This is a genomic window from Mesorhizobium monacense, from assembly GCF_056781675.1.
The window spans coordinates 5,690,056-5,712,244 of record NZ_CM165567.1 but is presented as its reverse complement, the minus strand read 5'-3'; the positions used below and the strand labels follow the sequence as shown (position 1 = coordinate 5,712,244).

The window sequence follows — 22,189 nt, the reverse complement described above, 5'->3', positions numbered from 1 at the left end:
TAGGAAAGTATTCAAACTTGCCGGAGGCGGCTCGTTGTGAGTCTCCGGGCGTCGTAATGCTTTTTCGGGGATCGACTTCGTCGAGGAAGAATCAATTGCTGGAATGATGTGGCATATGAGGTGCCACCGACTTCACGAGCGTGCAGCAACACCGTTCTATCGTTCAGACCACCGCACCAGCAGCCGCCCGCCCCGCGCTGCGGCCCGAGAAAATGCAACCGCCGAGGAAGGTGCCTTCGAGCGCGGCATAGCCATGCACGCCGCCGCCGCCGAATCCGGCGGCTTCGCCGACCGCATAGAGCCCTTCGACAGGCTGACCATCGGCGCCGAGAACACGGCTGTCGAGGTCGGTCTGCAGGCCGCCCAGCGTCTTGCGCGTGAGGATGTTGAGGCGGACCGCGATCAGCGGCCCGTTCGCCGGATCGAGCATCTTGTGCGGCTTGGCCGTGCGGATCAGCCTGTCGCCGAGATAGGCACGGGCACCGCGCAAGGCGGTGATCTGCATGTCCTTGGAGAACGGGTTGTCGAGCTGCAGGTCACGGGCGCGGATCTCGCGCTCGACCTGCCCGAGTTCGAGCAAGGGCTCGCCGCCGGCCAGCGCATTCATCCGCGCGACCAGCGGCGGAAGCTCGGCCTCGACAATAAAGTCCTCGCCCTTTTCCATGAACGCCTTGACCGGACCCGGAATGCCGGAGGTGGCGCGCCCCAGCACCTGGCGCCAACTCTTTCCTGTGAGGTCGGGGTTCTGCTCGGAACCCGACAGGGCGAACTCCTTCTGGATGATCTTTTTCGTCAGGATGAACCAGGAATAATCGAAGCCGGTGCTCATGATGTGGCTGAGCGTGCCCAGCGTGTCGAAGCCCGGATAGAGCGGCACCGGCAGCCGCTTGCCGCGCGCGTCGAGCCACAGCGAGGACGGGCCGGGCAGGATGCGGATGGCATGGTCGGTCCAGATCGGCGCCCAGTTCTTGATACCCTCGACATAGTGCCACATGCGGTCGCGGTTGATGATCGAGCCGCCGGCCTGTTCGGTGATCGCCAGCATGCGGCCGTCGACATGGTCGGGAACGCCGGTGATCATGCGCCTCGGCGGCGCGCCCAGCCGCTGCGGCCAGTTCTTGCGTACAAGCTCGGGATTGGCGCCGATGCCGCCAGAGGCGACGATCACCGCATGCGCCCTGAGTTCGAAATCGCCTGAAATCTCGCGCGAACTCTTGTGGCCGCGCTCGACATTGCTTGGCTCGAGGATATCGCCGCGCACGCCTGTGACGGTCTTGTCCGTCCGGATCAGCTCGTTGACCCGGTGGCGGAACCTGAAGCTTATCAGTCCGCGCTCTTCCGCCTCGCGCACGCGCTGGACGAAAGGTTCGAGCACGCCTGGGCCGGTGCCCCAGGTGATGTGGAAGCGCGGCACCGAATTGCCATGGCCGATGGCGTTGCCGCCGCCGCGCTCGGCCCAGCCGACGACCGGAAAAAACTTGATGCCGCGCTCGATGAGCCAGGAGCGCTTCTCGCCGGCAGCGAAGCCGACATAGGCCTCCGCCCATTTGCGCGGCCAGAAATCTTCCGGCCGGTCGAATGCCGCCGTGCCCATCCAGTCCTCGAGCGCCAGATCATGCGAGTCGCGAATACGCATGCGCCGCTGTTCGGGCGAATCGACGAGAAAGAGCCCGCCGAACGACCAGAACGCCTGGCCGCCCAACGACTGCTCCGGCTCCTGGTCGACGATGATGGTCTTCTTGCCGGCCTCGGCCAGTTCTGCTGCGGCGACGAGGCCGGCCAGCCCCGCCCCGACAATGATCACATCCGCATCGTCAGCCATCTTTTCTCCCCCCAGGCTTTGGAAAAGTATCAGACGTTCTCCCAGCCGTCCTTGCCGCCGGCGCGGAAGATGGCGTCGATGACCTTCTGGTTGAGCACCGATTCCTCCAGCGTGAAGACGCGCTCCTTGCCGCCTTGTGCCGCACGCGCGAAGGTCTCGACCTCCAGCCGGTATTGCTGCGTGCCGGGGAAGCGGAACACCTGCGCCTCGGTGTGGTTCTGGTTGTGCATCTCGATGCGATGGTGGTCGTAGAGCCCGGCATTGAACGGCGAGAACACCTCGATGAAACCCTTCTCGCCGTGGAACACCATCACCTGCCGGGCCGCCATCTGCGTCGACAGGTAGAAGGACAGCTCGAAGTCGCCGAAATCGGCACGGATCGAAGAGTAGATATCGGTGCCGAAATTCTTGTCGCGCTCGATCGTCGCCTGCACGCGCGACGGCTCCTTGCCGGTCGAAAAGCGTGTCGACACCGTCGGATAGACACCGATGTCGGGCAGCGCGCCGCCGCCGAGATCGAGCTGGTTGCGCATGTTCTTGGGGTCGACATTGTAATAGGAAAACGCGCCCTGCACATGCCGCAGCCGGCCGATGGCGCCGCTGGCGATGAGGTCGCGCACCTTGATCCATTGCGGGTGGTAGGTGACCATGAAGGCTTCGCAGACCAGCACCTTCTTCTGGTCTCGCAGCTTGATCAGCGGCAGGATGTCCTTGGCGTCGAGCGCCAGCGGCTTTTCGACCAGCACATGCTTGCCGGCCTCGATCGCCTTCGCCGTCCATTCGACATGCCGCGAGGTCGGCAGCGGGATGTAGACGCCTTCGATGTCCTTGGAGGCAAGCAATTCCTCATAGGAGCCGAAGGCATGCGGCGCGCCGAAGCGGTCGGCCAGCGCACGCGCCTTCGACAGGTCGCGGCTGGCGATCGCCGACAGCACGCCGTTCTCTGCCTCGACGATCGCCGGCAACAATTGCTCGCGGCCGATCTTGGCGGTCGACAAAACACCCCATCGGAACATCCGGCTTCTCCATCTCTAGATTGCAGGCGTCGAGGTTTGCCCGAAATCGATGGAAAAGCCAATTGGAGACTAGCCCTTCGAACCACACCTTCGTCATCCTCGGGCTTGACCCGAGGATCCATGCCGTGACTTCGGCCGAAGGATGCAACGGAGCAGAATTCTGGATCCTTGCAACGCGTCACGGCATGGATCCTGTGGTCTGCGCCCCGGGACTAGCCCCTTATCCCCGTCAGCGTCATGTCGAAGTTGACGACGTTGGAATAGATCGGCGTGCCGACATCCATGCCGTAGCGAGACCTGAGCACCTTGCCGGTGACGTGGAATTTGATCGTGCCACCCTTGAGGCCGCCGAGTTCGGCGGTGAACTTTTCGGCAAACGTCTTGCCGCGCGCCGTCAGCTGCCCGGTGACCAGAGCCGTCGTGTCGCTGGTGCGTTTGACGCTGGTCGAGCGGAACTGGATTTCCGGGCTGTTGGCCGCGTCGAACACCGCGTCGGAGCGCAGGAACGCATCGATGCGGCCCTGGCCGGTGCCAACGCTTTCCGGATAGATGGTGAGATTGACAGCGGAGCGCCCGACATCGCTGTTGTCGATGCGGATCGAGCCCTTGAAACGGGCGAAGGCGCCGTCGAACCCGCCGCCGCCGGCCTTGCCGATGGTAAAGCGGATGCTGGAACCCGCCGGGCTGATCGTATAGCTGCCGGCCGCGTTGCTAAGCGCGACCGCCGCGAAAACAGGCATGGCAAGGCAAGCGGCAAAAGCCGCCAATCCGAGGATGCGCGCATACATGGGTTTTTTCCTTCTGGAGACACGCACTGTCTGCGTCCTCGTCCCATGAACGTATCAGCCGCTCGTCCTATTCCCCGTCCTGCGCTGACGAAGGCGTGATCATGCGAACGAGCACGCCGTCGCGCAGCCAGAAATGATGGCGCAACGCCGCCAGCGCATGCAACACGACAAGGGCGATGCCGGCATAGGCAAGGTACCAATGCGCTTCTGTCCAGAAGCTCTCCGCAGCGTCCGACATGGCAAGCGGCAGGTTCGGCATGACGAACAGATTGAACGGCATGCTGGGGATTTCCAGCATCGACACCGACACCAGCGCCCAGCCGGAAAGCGGCAAGGCGAGCTGGAACGCATAGAGCGCAAAATGCGCGACCGGTGCCGTTCGCCGCTCCAAGGCTCCGACCGAGCGTGGCAGCGCTGGCGCCGCATTGCCGAGGCGCCAGGCGATGCGCAGGATCACCAGGCCGAGCAGCAGAAAGCCGAAGGATTTGTGCAGCTGGATCAGCTCGAAGGCGGTGCGCTGGCTCTCGATCCGCACCATGACGAAGCCGAGCCCGAACTGGCCGATGAAGATAATCCCTATCAGCCAGTGGAGGATGATTGTTGCCCAGCCATAGCGGGTCGGGCTGTTGGTGATCATTGTCGTCATGGCCACTCAACGATTGCCGGACCAACTTTCGTCCGGTCAGCCACTCACCCTGAAGAAATCGACAAAAGCCCTCAACGCCGGTCGCATCTGACGCCGGCTCGGATAATAGACGAAGAAACCGTCGAAGGACGGGCACCAGTCCTCCAGCACGCGGGTGAGACGGCCGTCGCCTATGGCATCGCGCACATAGTCCTCGAACACAAAGGCAAGACCGGCGCCATCGACCGCCGCCTGGGCGATCAGATGATCCTCGTCGAGGATCAGCGGGCCTTGCGCCGTGAACTCGATCTCCTCGCCGTCCTTCTCGAATTCCCAACGGTAGAGGATGCCGCTGGAGAAGCGGAAGCGGATGCAGCGGTGGTCGGCGAGATCGCGCGGGTGGCGCGGCTTGGGCTTGGTCGCGAAATAGGACGGCGCGCCGACGACGGCACCGCGAATGTTCGGCCCGATGCGCACCGCGATCATGTCGCGCTGCAGGCTCTCGCCGAGCCGCACGCCGGCATCGAAGCCGCCTTCGACCACATCGGTGAAGCGGTCTTCGATGACGATCTCCAGCACGATGTCGGGATAGGCCCGGGCAAAGGCGCCGAGCCGTGGCGTCAGCGCCAGATGGGCAGCGGTGCGTGGCACGGTCAGCCGGAGATTGCCGGCCGGCCGGTCGCGCGCCTCGACGGCCGATTCCAGCGCAAGGTCAATCTCCGACAGCGCCGGCCTGAGCCGCTCCAAAAGCTGCGCTCCCTCTTCGGTTGGGGCGACACTGCGCGTGCTGCGCGCCAGCAGCCGCACGCCGAGCCGCGTCTCCAGGCTGGACACCGCGTGGCTGACCGCCGAGGGCGCAATGGCAAGTTCCCTGGCCGCGCCGCGGAAGCTGCCGCATTGGGCAACGGTTGCCAGCACCGCCAGCTGGGAAAGATGGGTTCGATTCATTGATCTATCTCATAGAACAGGCTGTGCAAGTGAGAGCCGATTATCGAACAGGAAGCAAGGCGCTATTTCTGTCGCATCACAACAAGGAGATGCGTGATGCAAACCTGCAAGCTAGGTAGTGAACTCGAAGTCTTCCCGGTCGGCCTCGGCTGCATGGGCATGAGCTTTGTCTATGGCGGCCAGCCGGAAGCCGAGGCGATCGCCACCTTGCATCGCGCCGTCGACATCGGCGTCAATTTCTTCGACACGGCGGAAGTCTACGGCCCCTACGAGAATGAGATCCTGCTCGGCAAGGCATTAAAGTCGGTGCGCGATAAGGTGACAATCGCCACAAAATTCGGCTTCAAGATCTTGGAGGAAGGCACGGGCATCGACCGCATGGCCGGCGTAGACAGTCGCCCCGAGCACGTCAAGGCCGTCGCCGAGGCGTCGCTGAAGCGGCTGGGTACCGATGTCATCGACCTCTACTATCAGCACCGCGTCGACCCCAACGTGCCGATCGAGGACACGGTCGGCGCCATGGCCGAGCTTGTGCGTGAGGGCAAGGTCCGCGCGCTTGGCCTGTCGGAGGCGAGTGCCGCGACCATCCGCCGGGCGCATGCCGTGCATCCGATATCGGCCGTACAGAGCGAATACTCGCTGTGGAGCCGCGACCCGGAAGACGAGGTGTTTGCCCTCTGCCGCGAACTCGGCATTGGTTTTGTCCCCTACAGCCCGCTCGGCCGCGGCCTTTTGACCGGCACCATCGCCAAACCCGAGGCCTTGAGTGACGACGATTGGCGCCGCACGCTGCCACGCTTCCAGGCCGACGCCATGGTCGCCAACGCCAAGGTTATCGCCACGCTGGAAAGGCTGGCGGCTGAAAAGGGCGTGACCTCGGCGCAGCTGGCTCTGGCCTGGGTGCTGCACCAGGGCGATTTCATCGTGCCGATCCCGGGTGCGCGCAAGATACGCCATCTGGAACAGAACACAGCGGCAGCCGGGATCGAGCTGAGCGCGGCCGAGGTGGCGGCGATTGGCGCCGCGCTGTCGCCCGACAAGGTCGTCGGCAAGCGCTACACAGAGGAGCTGCTGGCGCTGGTGAATGGGTGACTATCGCAACTGACAGAGATGGGGCGCTTCGGCGCCCGTTTTTCGTGCGCCGCGCGGTGCGAAGGGTGCGAGACGTTCGCGGGCCAGCGCCCCCCTCTGTCCTGCCGGACATCTCCCCCACAAGTGGGGAGATCGGATGTCACCTCGGCTTTCGCCAATTGCCAACGTTTCAAGAAGCGCGGCATCGGCGAAGCTGCCAATCTCCCCCCAAAGTGGGGGAGATGCCCGGCAGGGCAGAGCGACTGTCTTGGAAGTCCAGTGCGTTTTTGCCCGGAAGCTACACGTCCTGGTTCCATTTTCACTGGCCCCTCCTTGCGCGAGGCGGGGTTGGTCCTCGGCCGAGGATTTCCCCAAGCGACTGTTCGGGCTTGGGAAAATGGAGGAGTTGGCCCACGCTCTGTCACGATCTTCGAGATCACTGGGGCTTCGGGCTTGGCTCCGCGACAACTTCTGGTGGCCGCCAAAAGTGGTCGATTCCAAGTTACAAGGGGGGCGCGGTCCCGCCGACATTTCCTACCAAGGCACGACACTAATCTCCGGCCAGTTCTCTCGCGCCCGAGCCCCCTTCGCCTCATGCGTCTGCTGGTTGTCCATCACCCGGTTCGGCGTGATGCGAAACGAAAAGATGTCGTCGAGACCGAACGGCGCCACCAGCTCAAGCTGCCCATCCGCGTCGTAGCGGACGCCCACCGCGTGGGTCCTCGAGGCAAAAAAGCGGAGCGAGTGGCTGGAGCTCGTATAGCGAGGGCAGGATCGTCCGAATTTCTGCGGATACCACAAATGCACCCGCGCTTGGTTGCGCACCTCAACCGGCAGCGTCAGGCCGGCGAGGACCGGCACGGCGCGGGCAATCACACCGTCCTCGGCCTCGTAGGACAGGTCATTCTCATGGAAATAGAACAGGTCGACGTCCTTGATGCCGTAACCCGACGGTTTTCCCGTCAGCTGGTTCCAGACGCTGTTGTAGAGCGCGCCTGAAGCGATCAGCCAGTCCGGCAGGTCAAGGTTGCTTGCCCGAACCAGCGCCTCATGGATCAGCGCATCTCCCGACACGATGTCGAGAAACGCCGCACGTTGTATTTCGAAGGGCAGGCCGGAATAGCGCAGATGGTCCATCGCCCTTTGGAGGGCGATTCGCCATCTGCTCGCAATCCCTCAGCTCATTGCGCTATCATTGGCGCTTGTACATGACATCCGTGCGGATGACATATTTGCGCCCCGACAGCACCTCGTCGCCGCGGTGCTCGATCGGGTGGTAGAAGGCCAGCGCCATGCCTTTTCGGGGTTTCACCATGAGGCTGCTGCCGGCATAGCCGGGCATCTCGCCGCGAAACGAGGTTCCGCCGCCTTCAAAATCGTCCGACAGATAGATCATGAAGGTGAACTGGCTGCGCTCCGAGGAGCTGCGTTCGAAATAGCCGTCATTGTGCCAATCGAACTTCTGGCCCGGCCCGTAGCGATAGAAACGGAAACGCTCGTTCAGCCCCATCAGCCGCCAGTCGCCGAGGCCGCGATAGAGCATCGGCCGGGCGCGCGCGAAAAGCAGGTCCGCAAGGTCCTCGTCATCGAAGACGACCCGGTCGTTGTTGCGGAGTTCCGTCATCACGCTTGCACCGCCTGCGCTGTTCACCTTGGCAGCCTCAAAACCACGCCGTTCGCTGTCGGCGATCAGATCGGCGCATTCCAGGTCGTCCAGGAAACCGTCGATCGTCCCGATATGCGTCGCCAGCCAGGTGATGGAGAGCTTGTGATCCATCGTCCGCATTCCTTACGTCCTCAGCACACCACCCGTCTGCTTGCCGACATTCTCGACGATGCGCTTGGCCAAAGCCTCGAAATCCTCGTCGGTCAGGGTCTTTTCGACCGGTTGGATCGACACTTCGATGGCGATCGATTTTTTGGCCGCGCCAAGCGAAGCGCCCTCGAAGACGTCGAACACCGTGACAGCGGTGATCAGCTTCTTGTCGGCGGCGAGCGCTGCTCGCACCAGCGTACCGGCCTCGACCGCTTTGTCGACGACGAAGGCAAAATCGCGCTTCACCGCCTGGAAGGCGGACAGCTCCAGCTTCGGCTTAGTCTTCGTCGGCTTGGCCTTCGGCTCCGGCACTGCGTCGACGAAAACCTCGAAACCGCATAGCGGTCCGGAAACATCCAGCGCCTCCAGCGTCTTCGGATGGAATTCGCCGAACGTGCCGAGCACCACCTTTGGCCCGAGCTTGAGCGTGCCGGAACGGCCGGGATGGTACCAGGCCGGGCCGCCTGCGTCGATCTGCAGTCGCTCGACAGGCGCGCCGCAGGCTTCGAGTGCGGCAATCGCATCGGCCTTGGCGTCAAACACGCCGACCGGACCGGCATTGCCGGCCCAGTTGCGGCCAGAGCCGTCCAGCTTGGCGGTGCCGCGGCGCACGCCAGCGGCGACACGCCGCTGCTGGTCGGCGCCGTCGCCCTCATAGGTGCCGGAGACCTCGAACAGCGCCACGTCGCCAATGCCCTTGTCGGCATTGCGCTGCGCGGCGGCGATCAGGCCGGGCAGCAGCGAGGGCCGCATGTCCGACATGTCGGCGGCGATCGGGTTGGCGAGCTTCAGCGTCGCCTGGCCGCCACCGAACAGTTCGGCATGTTTGGCCGGAATGAACGACCAGGTGACGGCCTCCATCATGCCGCGCACGGCAAGCGCCCGCTTGGCCGTGCGGGTGCGGATCTGCAGCGTGGTCAGGATCTTGGAATTGACCGCGTCGTGAGAGCCGAGCGGCTGCGGCGCGATGTTGTCGACGCCGTGGATACGCATGACTTCCTCGACCAGGTCGGCCTTGCCGTCGACATCCGGCCGCCAGGAGGGGACCTTCACATCGACGATCTCGCCCGAGCCCTGCGGCTCGAAGCCGAGGCGCGAAAGGATATCGAGGCATTCCGCCCTCGGCACCTCGATGCCGGTCAGCCGCTTCACTTCCGACAGCGGGAAGGCAACGATCTTCGGCGTATGGCCGGCATAGCCGGTCACCTCCATCTCAGTCGGCGTGCCGCCGCAGAAATCGAGCACCAGCTTCGTCGCCAGCTCGACGCCCGGCACCATGAATTCCGGGTCGACGCCGCGCTCGAAGCGGTAGCGCGCATCGCTGATGATGCCGAGCGTACGGCCGGTGCGGGCCGTGGTGATCGGGTCCCAAAGGGCCGATTCGATCAAAACGTCGGTGGTGTTCTCGTCGCAGCCGGAATGTTCGCCGCCCATGATGCCGGCGATCGATTCGACGCCATCCTGGTCGGCGATGACGCACATCTCCGACGTCAGCGTGTATTCGCGGCCATCAAGCGCCTGCACTTTTTCGCCGTCCTTCGCCCGGCGCACGGTGAGGTTGCCGGCAACCTTCTTCGCGTCGAACACATGCAGCGGCCGGCCACGGTCGAAGGTGACGTAGTTGGTGATGTCGACCAGTGCGCTGATCGGCCTGAGCCCAATGGCGATCAACCGCTGCTGCAGCCATTTCGGCGACGGGCCGTTCTTGACGCCGCGCACCAGCCGCAGCGCGAAGCCGGGGCAAAGCTCTGGCGCCTCGATCGTCACCTTCACCGGGCACATGCCGTTGCCGGCATGCGGCATGATCGCGCCGCCGACGAGTCGGCCAAGGCCGCTCGCGGCCAGATCGCGGGCAATGCCGTAAACGCTGGTCGCGTCCGGCCGGTTCGGCGTCAGATTGATCTCGATCACCGGATCGTCTAGATGCGCATAGGCGGCGAAGCTGGTGCCGACCGGTGCATCTTCAGGCAGGTCGATGATGCCGTGATGCTCGTCCGACAGTTCCAGCTCGCGCTCCGAGCACATCATGCCGTGGCTTTCGACGCCGCGGATCTTGCCGACCGTCAGCGTCACGTCGATGCCGGGAACATAGGTGCCGGGCGCGGCGAAGGCGCCGATCAGGCCCGCGCGGGCGTTAGGTGCTCCACAGACGACCTGAATGGGGGCCTTGCCGTCGCCGGTATCGACGGTCAGCACACGCAGCCGGTCGGCATCGGGATGCTGCACGGCCGTCAGCACCTTGGCGATGACGAAGGGTTTCAGGCCGGCCTTGTCGTCGACATTTTCGACTTCGAGGCCGATCGAGGTCAGCCGCTCGACGATTTCCGTCAGCGAAGCGTCGGTCTCGAGGTGATCCTTGAGCCAGGAGAGGGTGAATTTCATGACTGTGTTCCGTCCGGGTTAGACGATGATGGTCTTGGCACGCTGGTCTTGAGATGGCGCGGCAAGTCGTCCGGCATGTGCAGGAAGGGCAGCTGCTCGCGCACATGGGCATGGTGCGTCGGCTTGAAATAGGCTGGCATGTCCATGGCGCCGAGCATGAAATAGATGTGGTCTTCGAGCCGCTCGTCGACATAGGCGATCGGCGAGCCGCAAATGCCGCAGAACGAGCGTGTCACCGGCCCGTTCTCGAACATCTTCAGCGCCTTGCCGGTGAAGGCGACCTGATCGGCCATGAAGCCGACAAAGGCCGACACCGGCGCGCCGCTCGCCCGCCGGCAATCGCCGCAATGGCAATAGCTGACATGGTTCGGTTCGGCCGAAGCCTCGAACCGCACGGCGCCGCAACGGCAACCGCCGGTGTGGGGCGCTGTCATGCGCTTAGGCCCCCGAACAGCGTCGGCATGTCGAGCGGCCGGAAACCGTAATGCGACAGCCAGCGCACGTCGGCGTCGAAGAAGGCGCGCAGGTCCGGCATGCCGTATTTCAGCATGGCGATGCGATCGATGCCCATGCCCCAGGCGAAGCCCTGGTATTCGTCCGGGTCGAGCCCGCCATGGCGCAGCACATTGGGATGCACCATGCCGCAGCCGAGGATCTCCATCCAGTCGGAGCCTTCGCCGAAGCGCACTTCGCCCGGCCGCGAGCGGTCGCACTGGATGTCGACCTCGAGGCTGGGCTCGGTGAACGGAAAGAAGGACGGCCGGAAGCGCATCTTGACGCTCGGCACCTCGAAGAAGGCCTTGCAGAACTCCTCCAGCACCCACTTCATGTTGGCGACGTTGGCAGATCTGTCGATCACCAGCCCCTCGACCTGATGGAACATCGGCGAGTGGGTGGCATCGGAATCCTGCCGGTAGGTCTTGCCGGGGATGACGATACGGATCGGCGGCTTCTGCCGCTCCATGGTGCGGATCTGCACCGGCGAGGTGTGGGTGCGCAACAGCTTGCGCTCGCCCTTCTCGTCCGGCTGGAAGAAGAAGGTGTCGTGCATCTCGCGCGCCGGGTGTCCCTCTGGGAAATTCAGCGCGGTGAAATTGTAATAGTCGCTTTCGATGTCCGGACCTTCGGCGAGGGCGAAGCCGAGGTCGCCGAAGATCGCCGCGATCTCGTCGATGACCTGGCTGATCGGGTGGATGCGGCCGCGCTCGGCCGGCGATTGCCGCACCGGCAGCGTCACGTCGACCGTCTCGGCGGCGAGCCTGGCGGCGATCGCCACGTCCTTCAGCTCGGCCTTGCGCGCCGAAAGTGCCTCGGTGACGCGGTTCTTCAGGCCGTTGATCGCCGGTCCCTTGATCTGACGCTCCTCGGCGCTCATCGCGCCCAGCGTCTTCAGCATTTCGGAGACCGAGCCCTTCTTGCCGAGCGCCGAAACGCGCACGGCTTCGATCGACGCCTCGTCAGCGGCCGAGGCGATGTCGGTCATCAGGGAATTTTCGAGAGTTTCCATATCGCTCATGTTCCAGACCCGATTGAGCCAAAGAAAACCCGCGCCAGCCGTGCCAGCGCGGGTTCCCCAAATCAGAATTGCGAATGCTTGGGAAGCGCTGGTCTTAAGCGACAGCGCTTTCAAAAGCGTTCGGCGTGGTGTTCTTGAGGTATTCGAGCGCGACCTTGGCCTTGGCCACGAGAGCCGCGAACGCCTGCGGCTCGTGGATGGCCATGTCCGACAGGATCTTGCGGTCGATCTCGATGCCAGCCTTGTTGAGGCCGTCGATGAAGCGGCCATAGGTCAGGCCGTGCTCGTGGGTCGCGGCGTTGATGCGCTGGATCCACAGCGCGCGGAACGAGCGCTTGCGGTTCTTGCGGTCGCGATAAGCGTACTGCAGCGACTTTTCCACCGCCTGTTTGGCGATGCGGATGGTGTTCTTGCGGCGGCCGTAGAAACCCTTGGCGGCTTTCAGGACCTTCTTGTGCTTGGCGTGCGAGGTGACGCCTCTCTTTACGCGTGCCATGTCATGATCTCCTTAAAAGCAATTCCAGGAAAAAGTGCCTGGCGGTTTTCCGTTCGGAATTGCGTAAAACAAATGCGTGTCCGGACCGAATGCCTTAGAGGCCGTTCGGCAGAAAATTCTTGATGACCTTCTTGCCATCCGGTTCAGCCAGAACCATCGTGCCGCGGGCATTTCGAATGAACTTGTTGGAACGCTTGATCATGCCGTGACGCTTGCCGGCCGCAGCCGACAGGACTTTACCCGTACCTGTGATCTTGAACCGCTTCTTGGCGGCCGATTTGGTCTTCATCTTGGGCATTTTGCTACTCCGTTTCTATGAGGTCCCTGTCGTGCCTTCGGCACTCCGCGCCTCTTGTTTTGTTCGCTTCGGGCCGACCAAAGCCCGAAAAGCAAATGAAACCGCCACGGCATGCCCTGCCGGGCGGTTTTCTTGGAACGGCGGTCCTATACGTCAAAGCAGGCTTGCGCGCAACACCTGCCGGGATGCGACGTTATGGCAGCCGGAACAGCACCGGCAGTATCCCCGACTGCTGCGCGCCATCGATGGTCTCGAAGACAGGCAGCGCCACCAGGAACACCAGCCCGTCGAGCAAGGTGGTCAAGAGCAGGCGCGGCTTGAAGCTGCCGGTATCGCCTTCCTCGTAAAGCGAAAGCTTCGGAAAGAAGCGCGGCACCTTTGCCAGATAGGCCTGGTATGGCGCGCCGAGAGCCTCCTTGAGGAATTTCTCTTCGCGCAGGATGACAATGTAGAAGGCGCCGGCGCAAAGCAGCCCAAAGCCGATCGTCGCCGTGATCGAGCCGATCTGCGCACCCACCCCGGCTGCGGCGATGCTCGAGAAGACATAGAGCGGGTTGCGGGTGATCGAATAAGGTCCGCCGGTCACCACCTCGGCGGATTTGCGCCCGCCAATATAGAGCGTCGACCACAGGCGACCGACAACGCCGAGGAAGATCAAAAGCACGCCGAACATTTCGATGGACTCATGCACCGGGGTGTCTGGCGGAAAGGTCGACTGCCCGAACAGCAGCGCTGCGAACAGGACGACGACGAGCACCGCAAGCACCATCCGGCGCGTGTGCTGGTAGTTGCCCAGTCCATATTTGAAGTCCTTGACGTCGTCAGGCTTCACTTCATTGACCATGTCGGAATCCGATCGTCGAGGAGTTCAAAAGCAAATTGCTTCGACCTGAACATCCTTTGCTCCAGCCGGCGATCGCAGGGTCTGGACAAGAAAAAAGGCGTCCCGCCGATCGCCGGGACGCCCTGGGGTATGATTCAGGCGGATTTAAAGCGCGATGACCACGCTGAACTGATCGTGATCAGCGAGGCGCCAGCACCATCATCATCTGGCGGCCTTCGAGCTTCGGTTCCGCTTCGACCTTGGCGATCGGCGCCACTTCCTCGCGAACCTTGTTCAGAAGCTGCATGCCGAGTTCCATATGCGCCATCTCGCGGCCCCGGAAGCGCAGCGTCAGCTTGACCTTGTCACCCTCCTCGAAGAAGCGCCGCACGGCCTTCATCTTGGTCTCGTAGTCGTGGCTGTCGATGTTGGGGCGCATCTTGATCTCCTTGATCTCGATGACCTTCTGGTTCTTGCGCGCCTCGGCCGCCTTCTTCTGGTTGGCGTATTTCAACTTGCCGAGATCGAGGATTTTTACGACGGGCGGTACCGCATTGGGCGATATCTCGACCAGATCGAGCCCGGCCTCTTCGGCGAGCAGCAATGCGTCGTTGATGGAAACGTCGCCGCGGTTCTGGCCTTCTGCGTCGATAAGCTGGACCCGGGGAACCCGGATGTCGCGGTTGGAGCGCGGCCCATCCTTGGTGGGCGCCGCTGCTTTGAAAGGTCTGCGAATGGTCGTGGTCTCCTTGAGCCGTTTCGTTCAGGGTTGTTGCAGTTCGGATGTTCAGGACGCGCCAATGTGGTGAGCGCGCGGCGCAAGTCAATAGCACAGCCTTCTCAGGAAATCACCTGATCGCGGGCCTGCACCAAGCAAAGAAAGTTGCAGACCGCTTTTCGTTGAACGCCTGGCTGTGCCAAAAGACCCGGCGTGAGGGAAAAGCCATGACCGCCACTGCGCCTGAGTTTCTGGAAGTCGAGGGAACCGATATCGCCGTCAGGCGCGCGCCGGGGGCAGCGCCCGGCATCGTCTGGCTCGGCGGCTACAAATCCGACATGCTGGGCACGAAGGCCGAGGCGCTGGCTGAATGGACGGCAAAGGAAGACCGCGCCTTCCTGCGCCACGACTATTCCGGCCATGGTGAGTCGGGCGGCGTCTTTGCCGACGGCACCATCTCGAAATGGCTCGGGCAAAGCCTCGCCGTCTTCCGTCGCTTTACACAGGGCAAGCAGATCTTGGTCGGCTCCTCCATGGGTGCCTGGATCGCATTGCGCATGATCCAGGAATTGCGCAAAGCGGGCGATGACCGCATCGCCGGTCTGGTGCTGCTGGCCCCGGCGCCGGATTTCACCGCCGAGTTGGTCGAGCCGGTGCTGACCGAGGCACAGAAGCGCGATCTCCAGGAAAAGGGGTTTTTCGAAGAGCCGTCCGACTATTCGGCCGAGCCTTACATCTACACGCGCGCGCTGATCGAGGACGGCCGCAACAACCTTGTCATGACCGGGCCGATCGACACCCATTGTCCGGTCCACATCCTGCAGGGCCTGGCCGATGCCGATGTGCCGTCAAGCCATACGCTGAAGCTGGCCGCCCTGATGCCGGCCGATGACGTGACGCTGTCGCTCATCCCCGACGGCGACCACCGCCTGTCCCGCCCCCAGGATCTCGACATGCTGCTGCGGGCAGTCGGCGACATGGTGCGGCGAGCAGGGTAGGTCATGCGCATTTCCATCCCGATATCCGCCTTCGTCGCGGCAATCGTCGGCTTTGGCGGCACGCTGGCCGTCGTCATCGCCGCCGCCAAGGCTGTCGGTGCGACGCAGCTCGAGACCGCGAGCTGGGTGACGGCGTTGTGCCTGGCGATGGCGATCGAGTGCCTGTGGCTGTCCTGGCGCACGAAAATGCCCGTCATCACCGCCTGGTCGACGCCGGGCCTGGCGCTGATGGCGGCATCGAGCGGCTTTACGATAAGTGATGCGGTCGGTGCCTTCATCGTCACCGGTATCCTGTTGATCGCCACCGGCCTGTTCAAGCCGCTGACCCAGCTGATCGCCAGGATCCCGGCCTCGGTCGCCTCGGGCATGCTGGCCGGCATCCTCGTCAGCTTCGCCACCGGCGCGGTCAAGACCATTCCCGCCGATCCCTGGCTGATCCTGCCGCTGATCACGGCCTTCTTCGTCATCCGCCTGTTCAACCCGGCGCTGTCGGTTCTGGCGGTTCTGATCGGCGGCGGTCTCGCCGCCTTCCTCACCGGCCGCGTCGGCGGCCTGCCGGCGCCGGAACTGTCGACCCTGACGCTGGTTGCGCCACACTTCAGCGCCGCATCGATCATCGGGCTGGCCTTGCCACTCTACCTCGTCACCATGGCCTCGCAGAACCTGTCTGGCCTGGCCGTGCTGCGCGCCGCCGGCTACCATCCCGAGCCCGGCCCGCTGATCGGCGTCACCGGCCTGTTTTCGCTGCTGTCGGCACCCTTCGGCGCCTCGACCACCAACCTGGCGGCGATCTCGGCGGCGATCTGCACCGGGCCGGACGTGCATCCGGATCCCGCAGAGCGCTGGAAGACCGGTCCCTTCTATGCGCTGGCCTATCTGGTCTTTGCCATGCTCGGCGCCTCGCTGGTGGCGATCTTCGCCGTGCTGCCGCAAAGCCTAATCGTGCTGGTCGCCGGCCTGGCGCTGATGAGCCCTTTGGCCAACGCGCTATCGATCGCGCTCAAGGAAGAGGGCGAGCGCATGGCTGCCACCGTCACCTTCGCCGTCACCGCTTCCGGGTTGACGCTGTTCGGCGTCGGCGCCGCGTTCTGGGGCCTGGTCGCCGGCCTGGCCGTGCTTTTCCTCGAAATGCTCAAAAAGAGATAATCATTTCAGCCCTTTGTCCGGTTTTGGCCGGATCTGTCTTGAATCGCCGTTTTCCCCATCCCATTTCGATTCCACGCAGCCGATCTGGCTGTCTCCAACGGAAGGACTGGGAGAAAATGAACACGACTGCATTGATCCGTCCGGCCTGGACGCCGGCGACCATCGCGTTGATGGTGATCGGCTTCATGGTGTTCTGGCCGCTCGGCTTCGCCATGCTCGCCTACATCATCTGGGGCGACCGGCTCGACGGCTTCAAGCGCGACGTCAACCGCGCCACGGACGGCATCTTCGCCGGCTGCCGCCGCGGTTCCGACAAGGCCGCGCGCTGGGGCCACGGCTCTGCCCGCACCGGCAACGTCGCTTTCGACGACTGGCGCGAACAGGAACTTGAGCGCCTTGCCGAAGAGCGCCGCAAGCTCGACGAGATGCTGAGCGAGTTCGACGACTATGCTCGCGAACTGCGCCGCGCCAAGGACCAGGACGAGTTCGACCGCTTCATGGCGAATCGTAACAAGTCGACTGCTCCGACGACGACTGAGTCGAGCAAGTCGACGACCCCCAAGCGAGGCAAGGGTTCGAACCTGCTTGACGACTGAGCCCCTGCGACAGGTCTCGGCATGACAAACGGCGTCGCGCAAGCGGCGCCGTTTCTTTTTTGTTCTCTTTTCGGCTTCGCTCCACTGGTCGTTTTCCTCGAATCGCGTATCGTCCAGCCATGTCCTTCGGCTTCTTCCGCAACCTGACAAAACCCAAGCCGGCGCCCGTCGTCGAGCGCGAGCATTGCGTCGCCGGTCGTACGCTGCCGCTCAAGATCGTCGAGAGCGCCAGGGCCCGGCGGCTGACGCTGCGCATCGATTCCGGCGGTCAGGGCCTGCGCATTACCGTGCCGCCGGGGCTGCGCCGCGGCGAGGTCGAAAAATTCCTCGACCGCCACCAGGACTGGCTGGAACAGCGGCTGGCCAAGGTGCCGACAAGGCCGCAGGTGCGGCCCGGCATCAAGATACCGGTGCGCGGCGTGGCGCACCGCATCGTCCATGAGCCGGCAAAACGTGGCACCGTCACCGTGTCGCGCGACGAGCGCGGGCCGCTGCTGATCGTCCATGGCGAGCGCGTGCATCTGCCGCGCCGCATCGCCGATTATCTCAAGCGCGAGGCCAAGCGCGAGATCGAGCGCCTGGTGGCCAAGCACAGCGCGGCGATCGGCAAGCGCGCCAAGGCGATCCGCTTCAAGGACACATCGAGCCGCTGGGGCTCCTGCACCTCCGACGGCAATCTGTCCTTCTCCTGGCGCATCATGATGGCGCCCGCGCCGGTCATAAACTACCTCGTCGCGCATGAGGTGGCGCATCTCAAGGAGATGAACCATGGGCCGAAATTCTGGAAACTGTGCGAACAGCTCTGTCCCGACACCGAGCGCTGCAAGGACTGGCTGAAACGCAATGGCGGTGCGCTACAGGCGATCGTGTTCGATTAGGGCGTCCGGGCCGGCTCGCCAGCCACTCAATCGTCATTCGCCGCGTTCAACTCCTCGGGCCTTAAGCCCTCATCGCCCTGGCGCGGCCACGGCAGGAAATTCCGCTCGAAGGCGTCGCCGCCAAAATAGTCGAGCGCGCGGTGCGCCTCGGCGCCGTTGAAGGCTGCCTTGTCCATCAGATGCGCGATGACCTCGCGCGCCTGCGCGATCTTTTGCCTGAGTTGGGCAACGCTCTGGTCAGTCATGACTATCTGCTCCCGCCTGTGTTTCCCTAATTGAAAGGTAGTGCTTTCTGGCCTGGCGGCAAACAGCATGCTTTTTCTCGACTCTTATGCTGTTTCGTGCCAATCCCGCGCCATGGCGCTCGACATCAAGATATGCGGGTTGAAGACCGATGAGGCATTGGCCGCGGCGCTGGCCGGCGGCGCCAGTCATGTCGGCTTCATCTTCTTCGCCAAAAGCCCGCGCTATGTCGATCCTGCGGAGGCAGGGCGCCTGCGCCATGCGGCAAGCGGCAAGGCCAAAGCGGTGGCCGTCACCGTCGATGCCGGCGATGCGTTTCTGGATGAGATCGTCGAAAAAATGCACCCCGACATGCTGCAGCTTCACGGCTCGGAAACGCCGGAGCGGGTCGCCGAGGTCAAGGCCCGTTACGGGCTGCCTGTCATGAAGGCGCTGTCGGTCAGCGAGGCCGCGGATCTCGAGCGGGTAAAGCCCTTCATCGGCATTGCCGACCGCTTCCTGTTCGATGCCAAGCCGCCGAAAGGTTCGGAATTGCCGGGCGGCAATGGCGTCGCCTTCGACTGGCGCATTCTGGCCGGCCTTGACGCCGGCGTCGATTACATGCTTTCCGGTGGGCTCAATGCCGCCAATATCGGCGATGCCCTTCAGCTTGCCAATCCGCCCGGAATAGACATTTCCTCGGGCGTGGAAAGCGCGCCGGGCGTCAAGGATCCGGCGCTGATCGAGCAGTTTTTCCGGGCCGTCAGGGCCGCGCGCGACGACCGCGCCGCCTGAGCGTGCTCTAAACCAAAGCATGTCCCGGAAAAGTGGGAACCGATTTTCCGACAAGGACATGCTCAAGACAAGATGCAGGAGATCGGCGATGGACAAGCCGGCGACACCCAATTCCTTCCGCACCGGACCCGACGAGCAGGGCATGTTCGGCATCTTCGGCGGCCGCTTCGTCGCCGAGACGCTGATGCCGCTGATCCTCGACCTGGAACGGAACTGGAACGAGGTCAAGAACGATCCGGATTTCAAGGCCGAGCTACAGAACCTGTCGACCCACTATGCCGGGCGGCCGTCGAAGCTCTATTTCGCCGAAGGCCTGACCAGGCATCTTCGTGAGGTTTCCTCGGCGAAGGGCCTCGGGGGCGGCGCCAAGGTCTATTTCAAGCGCGAGGACCTGAACCACACCGGTTCGCACAAGATCAACAACTGCCTCGGCCAGATCCTGCTCGCCAAGCGCATGGGCAAGAAGCGCATCATCGCCGAGACCGGCGCCGGCCAGCACGGCGTCGCTTCGGCCACGGTCGCGGCGCGCTTCGGCTATCCGTGCGTCGTCTATATGGGCGCCACCGACGTCGCCCGCCAAAGTCCCAATGTCTTCCGCATGAAGCTGCTTGGCGCCGAAGTCAGGCCGGTGACCGCCGGCCACGGCACGCTGAAGGACGCCATGAACGAAGCCCTTCGCGACTGGGTCACCAATGTCGAGGACACCTACTACCTGATCGGCACCGCCGCCGGCCCGCATCCCTATCCGGAACTGGTCCGCGACTTCCAGTCGGTCATCGGTTCGGAGGCGCGCGCCCAGATCCTCGAGCAGGAAGGCCGGCTGCCGGACACCATCATCGCCTGCGTCGGCGGCGGTTCGAACGCCATCGGCATGTTCCATCCCTTCCTCGACGACAGGCAGGTCCGCATCATCGGCATCGAGGCCGGCGGACGCGGCCTCGACGGCATCGAGCACTGCGCCTCGATGAACGCCGGCGCGCCCGGCGTGCTGCACGGCAACCGCACCTATCTCTTGCAGAATGCCGACGGCCAGATCATGGACGGCCACTCGATCTCGGCCGGCCTCGACTATCCGGGCGTCGGCCCCGAGCATTCCTGGCTGCGTGATAGCGGCCGCGTCGAATATGTGCCGATCCTCGATGATGAGGCGCTGGAAGCGTTCCAGCTGACGACGCGCGTCGAAGGCATCATCCCGGCGCTGGAATCGGCCCATGCCATCGCGCATGCGGTCAAGATCGTGCCGGCCATGGACAAGGACCAGATCGTCATCGTCAACCTGTCCGGTCGCGGCGACAAGGACGTGCACACGGTGGCCTCGATGCTGGGCATGGAGATCTGATCATGACCACCCGCATCGACCGCCGCATGGCGAAATTGAAAGCCGAGGGCCGCCCGGCTTTGGTCACCTACTTCATGAGCGGCGATCCGGACTATGACACCGCTTTGTCGATCATGAAGGCGCTGCCGAAGGCAGGCGCCGACATCATCGAAATGGGCATGCCGTTTTCCGATCCGATGGCCGACGGCCCGGCGATCCAGGCCGCGGGCCTGCGGGCGTTGAAAGGCGGCCAGACGCTGGTCAAGACGCTGCAAATGGCGGCGGAATTCCGCGCCGGCGACAACGAGACGCCGATCGTGCTGATGGGCTACTACAACCCGATCTACATCTACGGCGTCGACCGCTTCCTCAAGGACGCCATCGCCGGCGGTATCGATGGGCTGATCGTCGTCGACCTGCCGCCGGAGATGGACGAGGAACTCTGCATCCCGGCGCTCAAGGCCGGCATCAACTTCATCCGCCTGGCGACGCCGACCACCGACGACAAGCGCTTGCCCAAGGTGCTGCAGAACACCTCCGGCTTCGTCTACTACGTCTCGATGACCGGCATTACCGGTTCGGCACTGGCGGACACCGGCAAGGTTGCGGCGGCGGTCAAGCGCATCAAGGGCCACACCGACCTGCCAGTCTGCGTCGGCTTCGGCGTCAAGACCGCCGAGCAGGCGCGCACCATCGGCGCCAATGCCGACGGCGTCGTCGTCGGCACCGCGATCGTCAATGCGGTGGCCAATGTGCTGGGACCCAAGGGCGAAAAGACCGCCGACCCGGCCGAGGCGGTCGCCACTTTGGTCAGCGGGCTGTCGCAAGGCGTGCGCTCGGCCCGCCTTGCTGCCGCCGAATAGTCTGACTATTTGTTGTTACGCAATTCCGGACGGAAAACCGCCACACGCTTTTCCTGGAATTGCTCTAGGTCTCTTCCAGGACAGGAGCCGAAGCGATGAACTGGATCACCAATTACGTCCGCCCGAAGATCAATTCGATGCTCGGCCGCCGTACCGACATGCCCGAAAACCTCTGGATCAAGGATCCGGAAACCGGCGAGATGGTGTTCCACAAGGACCTGGAGCAGAACCAGTTCGTCATCCCGTCCTCCGGCCACCACATGAAGATCTCGGCCAAGGAGCGGCTGAAATACTTCCTCGACGACGGCAAATACGAGACGCTCGAGAACCCCAAGGTGGTGCAGGATCCGCTGAAATTCCGCGACGAGAAGCGCTACACCGACCGGCTGAAGGATGCCAAGGCCAAGACCGGCCTGGAGGATGCCATCGTCAATGCGCTGGGCAGCATCGATGGCCTGCCGGTGGTGGTCACGGTGCAGGACTTCGCCTTCATGGGCGGCTCGCTCGGCATGGCCGCCGGTGACGCCATCGTGCGCGCCTTCGAGGTCGCCTTGCAGCGCAAGCGGCCGCTGATCCTGTTCGCCGCCTCCGGTGGCGCCCGTATGCAGGAAGGGATTCTCTCGCTGATGCAGTTGCCGCGCACCACGGTCGGCGTCGACCGGCTGAAGGAGGCCGGCCTGCCCTATATCGTCGTGCTCACCAACCCGACCACCGGCGGCGTCACTGCGTCTTACGCCATGCTGGGCGATGTCCACATCGCCGAGCCCGGTGCCCTGATCGGCTTTGCCGGGCCGCGCGTGATCGAGCAGACCATCCGCGAGAAACTGCCCGACGGCTTCCAGCGCGCCGAATATTTGATGGAGCACGGCATGGTCGACATGGTGGTGTCGAGGCTCGAATTGCGCCAGACGATTTCGCGGCTGTTGAAGATGCTGCTCAAGATGCCGGAAGAGCAGAAGCCGCTTGAGCCAGAAATCCTACCGCCGGCGCTCGCCCAGCCGGAAGCACGGCCGCAGGCCTGACGCGACATTCTTAGCCGCGAACCGCGATTGCG

24 protein-coding genes are annotated in these 22,189 nt (G+C 63.7%); 9 read left to right on the top strand and 15 right to left on the bottom strand.

The genetic code is table 11. The annotated features are described in order from the left end of the window. Window positions 1–163: 163 nt before the first annotated feature. From AC1RUK_RS27225 to AC1RUK_RS27205, 5 genes are all read right to left on the bottom strand, one after another. On the bottom strand, window positions 164–1,822 hold the full coding sequence (locus AC1RUK_RS27225; protein WP_481838160.1) for an FAD-binding dehydrogenase: 1,659 nt from the start codon (window positions 1,820–1,822) through the stop codon (window positions 164–166). Window positions 1,823–1,851: 29 nt separating this feature from the next. After that, complete coding sequence (locus AC1RUK_RS27220; RefSeq protein ID WP_481838161.1) at window positions 1,852–2,838, bottom strand: Gfo/Idh/MocA family protein; 987 nt, start codon at window positions 2,836–2,838, stop codon at window positions 1,852–1,854. A 212-nt stretch (window positions 2,839–3,050) separates the two neighbouring features. After that, entirely contained in the window at window positions 3,051–3,626 is a 576-nt protein-coding gene (locus tag AC1RUK_RS27215; RefSeq protein ID WP_481838162.1) for a YceI family protein, read from the bottom strand. A 67-nt stretch (window positions 3,627–3,693) separates the two neighbouring features. Beyond that, the gene (locus AC1RUK_RS27210) at window positions 3,694–4,272 is read right to left on the bottom strand and encodes a cytochrome b (protein ID WP_481838163.1); all 579 of its coding nucleotides are present in this window, start codon (window positions 4,270–4,272) and stop codon (window positions 3,694–3,696) included. 36 nt (window positions 4,273–4,308) lie between these two features. Then, window positions 4,309–5,199, bottom strand: coding sequence for a LysR family transcriptional regulator (locus AC1RUK_RS27205; RefSeq protein ID WP_481838164.1), 891 nt, complete (start codon window positions 5,197–5,199; stop codon window positions 4,309–4,311). 96 nt (window positions 5,200–5,295) lie between these two features. Here AC1RUK_RS27205 and AC1RUK_RS27200 point away from each other — a divergent pair, with 96 nt between their 5' ends. Next, a complete protein-coding gene (locus AC1RUK_RS27200) occupies window positions 5,296–6,291 on the top strand; it encodes an aldo/keto reductase (RefSeq protein ID WP_481838165.1) in 996 nt (331 codons plus the stop codon). A 513-nt stretch (window positions 6,292–6,804) separates the two neighbouring features. On the opposite strand, the gene AC1RUK_RS27195 is transcribed toward AC1RUK_RS27200, so the two are convergent. The 9 genes from AC1RUK_RS27195 to infC all read right to left on the bottom strand — a co-directional run bounded on the left by AC1RUK_RS27195 (window position 6,805) and on the right by infC (window position 14,337). Continuing rightward, the gene (locus tag AC1RUK_RS27195) at window positions 6,805–7,407 is read right to left on the bottom strand and encodes a nucleotidyltransferase family protein (protein WP_481838166.1); all 603 of its coding nucleotides are present in this window, start codon (window positions 7,405–7,407) and stop codon (window positions 6,805–6,807) included. Between the two features lie 55 nt (window positions 7,408–7,462). Beyond that, on the bottom strand, window positions 7,463–8,047 hold the full coding sequence (locus AC1RUK_RS27190) for a prolyl hydroxylase family protein (RefSeq protein WP_481838167.1): 585 nt from the start codon (window positions 8,045–8,047) through the stop codon (window positions 7,463–7,465). 12 nt (window positions 8,048–8,059) lie between these two features. Continuing rightward, window positions 8,060–10,468: a phenylalanine--tRNA ligase subunit beta gene (pheT, locus tag AC1RUK_RS27185; protein WP_481838168.1), complete on the bottom strand. Its 2,409-nt coding sequence runs from the start codon at window positions 10,466–10,468 to the stop codon at window positions 8,060–8,062. Beyond that, window positions 10,465–10,902: a GFA family protein gene (locus AC1RUK_RS27180; RefSeq protein WP_481838169.1), complete on the bottom strand. Its 438-nt coding sequence runs from the start codon at window positions 10,900–10,902 to the stop codon at window positions 10,465–10,467. The genes pheT and AC1RUK_RS27180 overlap by 4 nt, the downstream gene beginning before the upstream one ends. Further along, a complete protein-coding gene (gene pheS / locus AC1RUK_RS27175; protein ID WP_481838170.1) occupies window positions 10,899–11,984 on the bottom strand; it encodes a phenylalanine--tRNA ligase subunit alpha in 1,086 nt (361 codons plus the stop codon). The genes AC1RUK_RS27180 and pheS overlap by 4 nt, the downstream gene beginning before the upstream one ends. A gap of 94 nt (window positions 11,985–12,078) precedes the next feature. Then, on the bottom strand, window positions 12,079–12,480 hold the full coding sequence (rplT, locus tag AC1RUK_RS27170) for a 50S ribosomal protein L20 (protein ID WP_006201247.1): 402 nt from the start codon (window positions 12,478–12,480) through the stop codon (window positions 12,079–12,081). A gap of 94 nt (window positions 12,481–12,574) precedes the next feature. Further along, entirely contained in the window at window positions 12,575–12,778 is a 204-nt protein-coding gene (rpmI, locus tag AC1RUK_RS27165; protein WP_006201248.1) for a 50S ribosomal protein L35, read from the bottom strand. A 193-nt stretch (window positions 12,779–12,971) separates the two neighbouring features. After that, window positions 12,972–13,622 (bottom strand): methyltransferase family protein, encoded by a 651-nt coding sequence (locus tag AC1RUK_RS27160; protein WP_481838171.1) that lies wholly within the window; start codon window positions 13,620–13,622, stop codon window positions 12,972–12,974. 178 nt (window positions 13,623–13,800) lie between these two features. Beyond that, window positions 13,801–14,337: a translation initiation factor IF-3 gene (infC, locus tag AC1RUK_RS27155; protein WP_081482097.1), complete on the bottom strand. Its 537-nt coding sequence runs from the start codon at window positions 14,335–14,337 to the stop codon at window positions 13,801–13,803. A 209-nt stretch (window positions 14,338–14,546) separates the two neighbouring features. On the opposite strand from infC, the gene AC1RUK_RS27150 reads away from it, so the two are divergent. The 4 genes from AC1RUK_RS27150 to AC1RUK_RS27135 all read left to right on the top strand — a co-directional run bounded on the left by AC1RUK_RS27150 (window position 14,547) and on the right by AC1RUK_RS27135 (window position 17,937). After that, the gene (locus AC1RUK_RS27150) at window positions 14,547–15,317 is read left to right on the top strand and encodes an alpha/beta hydrolase (RefSeq protein ID WP_481838172.1); all 771 of its coding nucleotides are present in this window, start codon (window positions 14,547–14,549) and stop codon (window positions 15,315–15,317) included. 3 nt (window positions 15,318–15,320) lie between these two features. After that, window positions 15,321–16,463, top strand: coding sequence for a benzoate/H(+) symporter BenE family transporter (locus tag AC1RUK_RS27145; RefSeq protein WP_481838173.1), 1,143 nt, complete (start codon window positions 15,321–15,323; stop codon window positions 16,461–16,463). 116 nt (window positions 16,464–16,579) lie between these two features. Continuing rightward, complete coding sequence (locus AC1RUK_RS27140) at window positions 16,580–17,059, top strand: DUF2852 domain-containing protein (protein ID WP_481838174.1); 480 nt, start codon at window positions 16,580–16,582, stop codon at window positions 17,057–17,059. A 119-nt stretch (window positions 17,060–17,178) separates the two neighbouring features. Then, window positions 17,179–17,937: a M48 family metallopeptidase gene (locus tag AC1RUK_RS27135; RefSeq protein ID WP_436170193.1), complete on the top strand. Its 759-nt coding sequence runs from the start codon at window positions 17,179–17,181 to the stop codon at window positions 17,935–17,937. A gap of 26 nt (window positions 17,938–17,963) precedes the next feature. Here the strand turns inward: AC1RUK_RS27135 and AC1RUK_RS27130 are convergent, their stop codons facing one another. Next, window positions 17,964–18,182: a hypothetical protein gene (locus AC1RUK_RS27130; protein ID WP_120011696.1), complete on the bottom strand. Its 219-nt coding sequence runs from the start codon at window positions 18,180–18,182 to the stop codon at window positions 17,964–17,966. A 112-nt stretch (window positions 18,183–18,294) separates the two neighbouring features. On the opposite strand from AC1RUK_RS27130, the gene AC1RUK_RS27125 reads away from it, so the two are divergent. The 4 genes from AC1RUK_RS27125 to accD all read left to right on the top strand — a co-directional run bounded on the left by AC1RUK_RS27125 (window position 18,295) and on the right by accD (window position 22,157). Next, window positions 18,295–18,954 (top strand): phosphoribosylanthranilate isomerase, encoded by a 660-nt coding sequence (locus AC1RUK_RS27125; RefSeq protein WP_481839382.1) that lies wholly within the window; start codon window positions 18,295–18,297, stop codon window positions 18,952–18,954. An 88-nt stretch (window positions 18,955–19,042) separates the two neighbouring features. Next, entirely contained in the window at window positions 19,043–20,293 is a 1,251-nt protein-coding gene (trpB, locus tag AC1RUK_RS27120; protein ID WP_481838175.1) for a tryptophan synthase subunit beta, read from the top strand. 2 nt (window positions 20,294–20,295) lie between these two features. Continuing rightward, window positions 20,296–21,135 carry a tryptophan synthase subunit alpha gene (trpA, locus tag AC1RUK_RS27115; protein ID WP_481838176.1) on the top strand — a complete coding sequence of 280 codons (840 nt, stop codon included), beginning with the start codon at window positions 20,296–20,298 and terminating at the stop codon, window positions 21,133–21,135. Between the two features lie 95 nt (window positions 21,136–21,230). After that, window positions 21,231–22,157: an acetyl-CoA carboxylase, carboxyltransferase subunit beta gene (accD, locus tag AC1RUK_RS27110; protein ID WP_481838177.1), complete on the top strand. Its 927-nt coding sequence runs from the start codon at window positions 21,231–21,233 to the stop codon at window positions 22,155–22,157. Window positions 22,158–22,189: the final 32 nt, after the last annotated feature.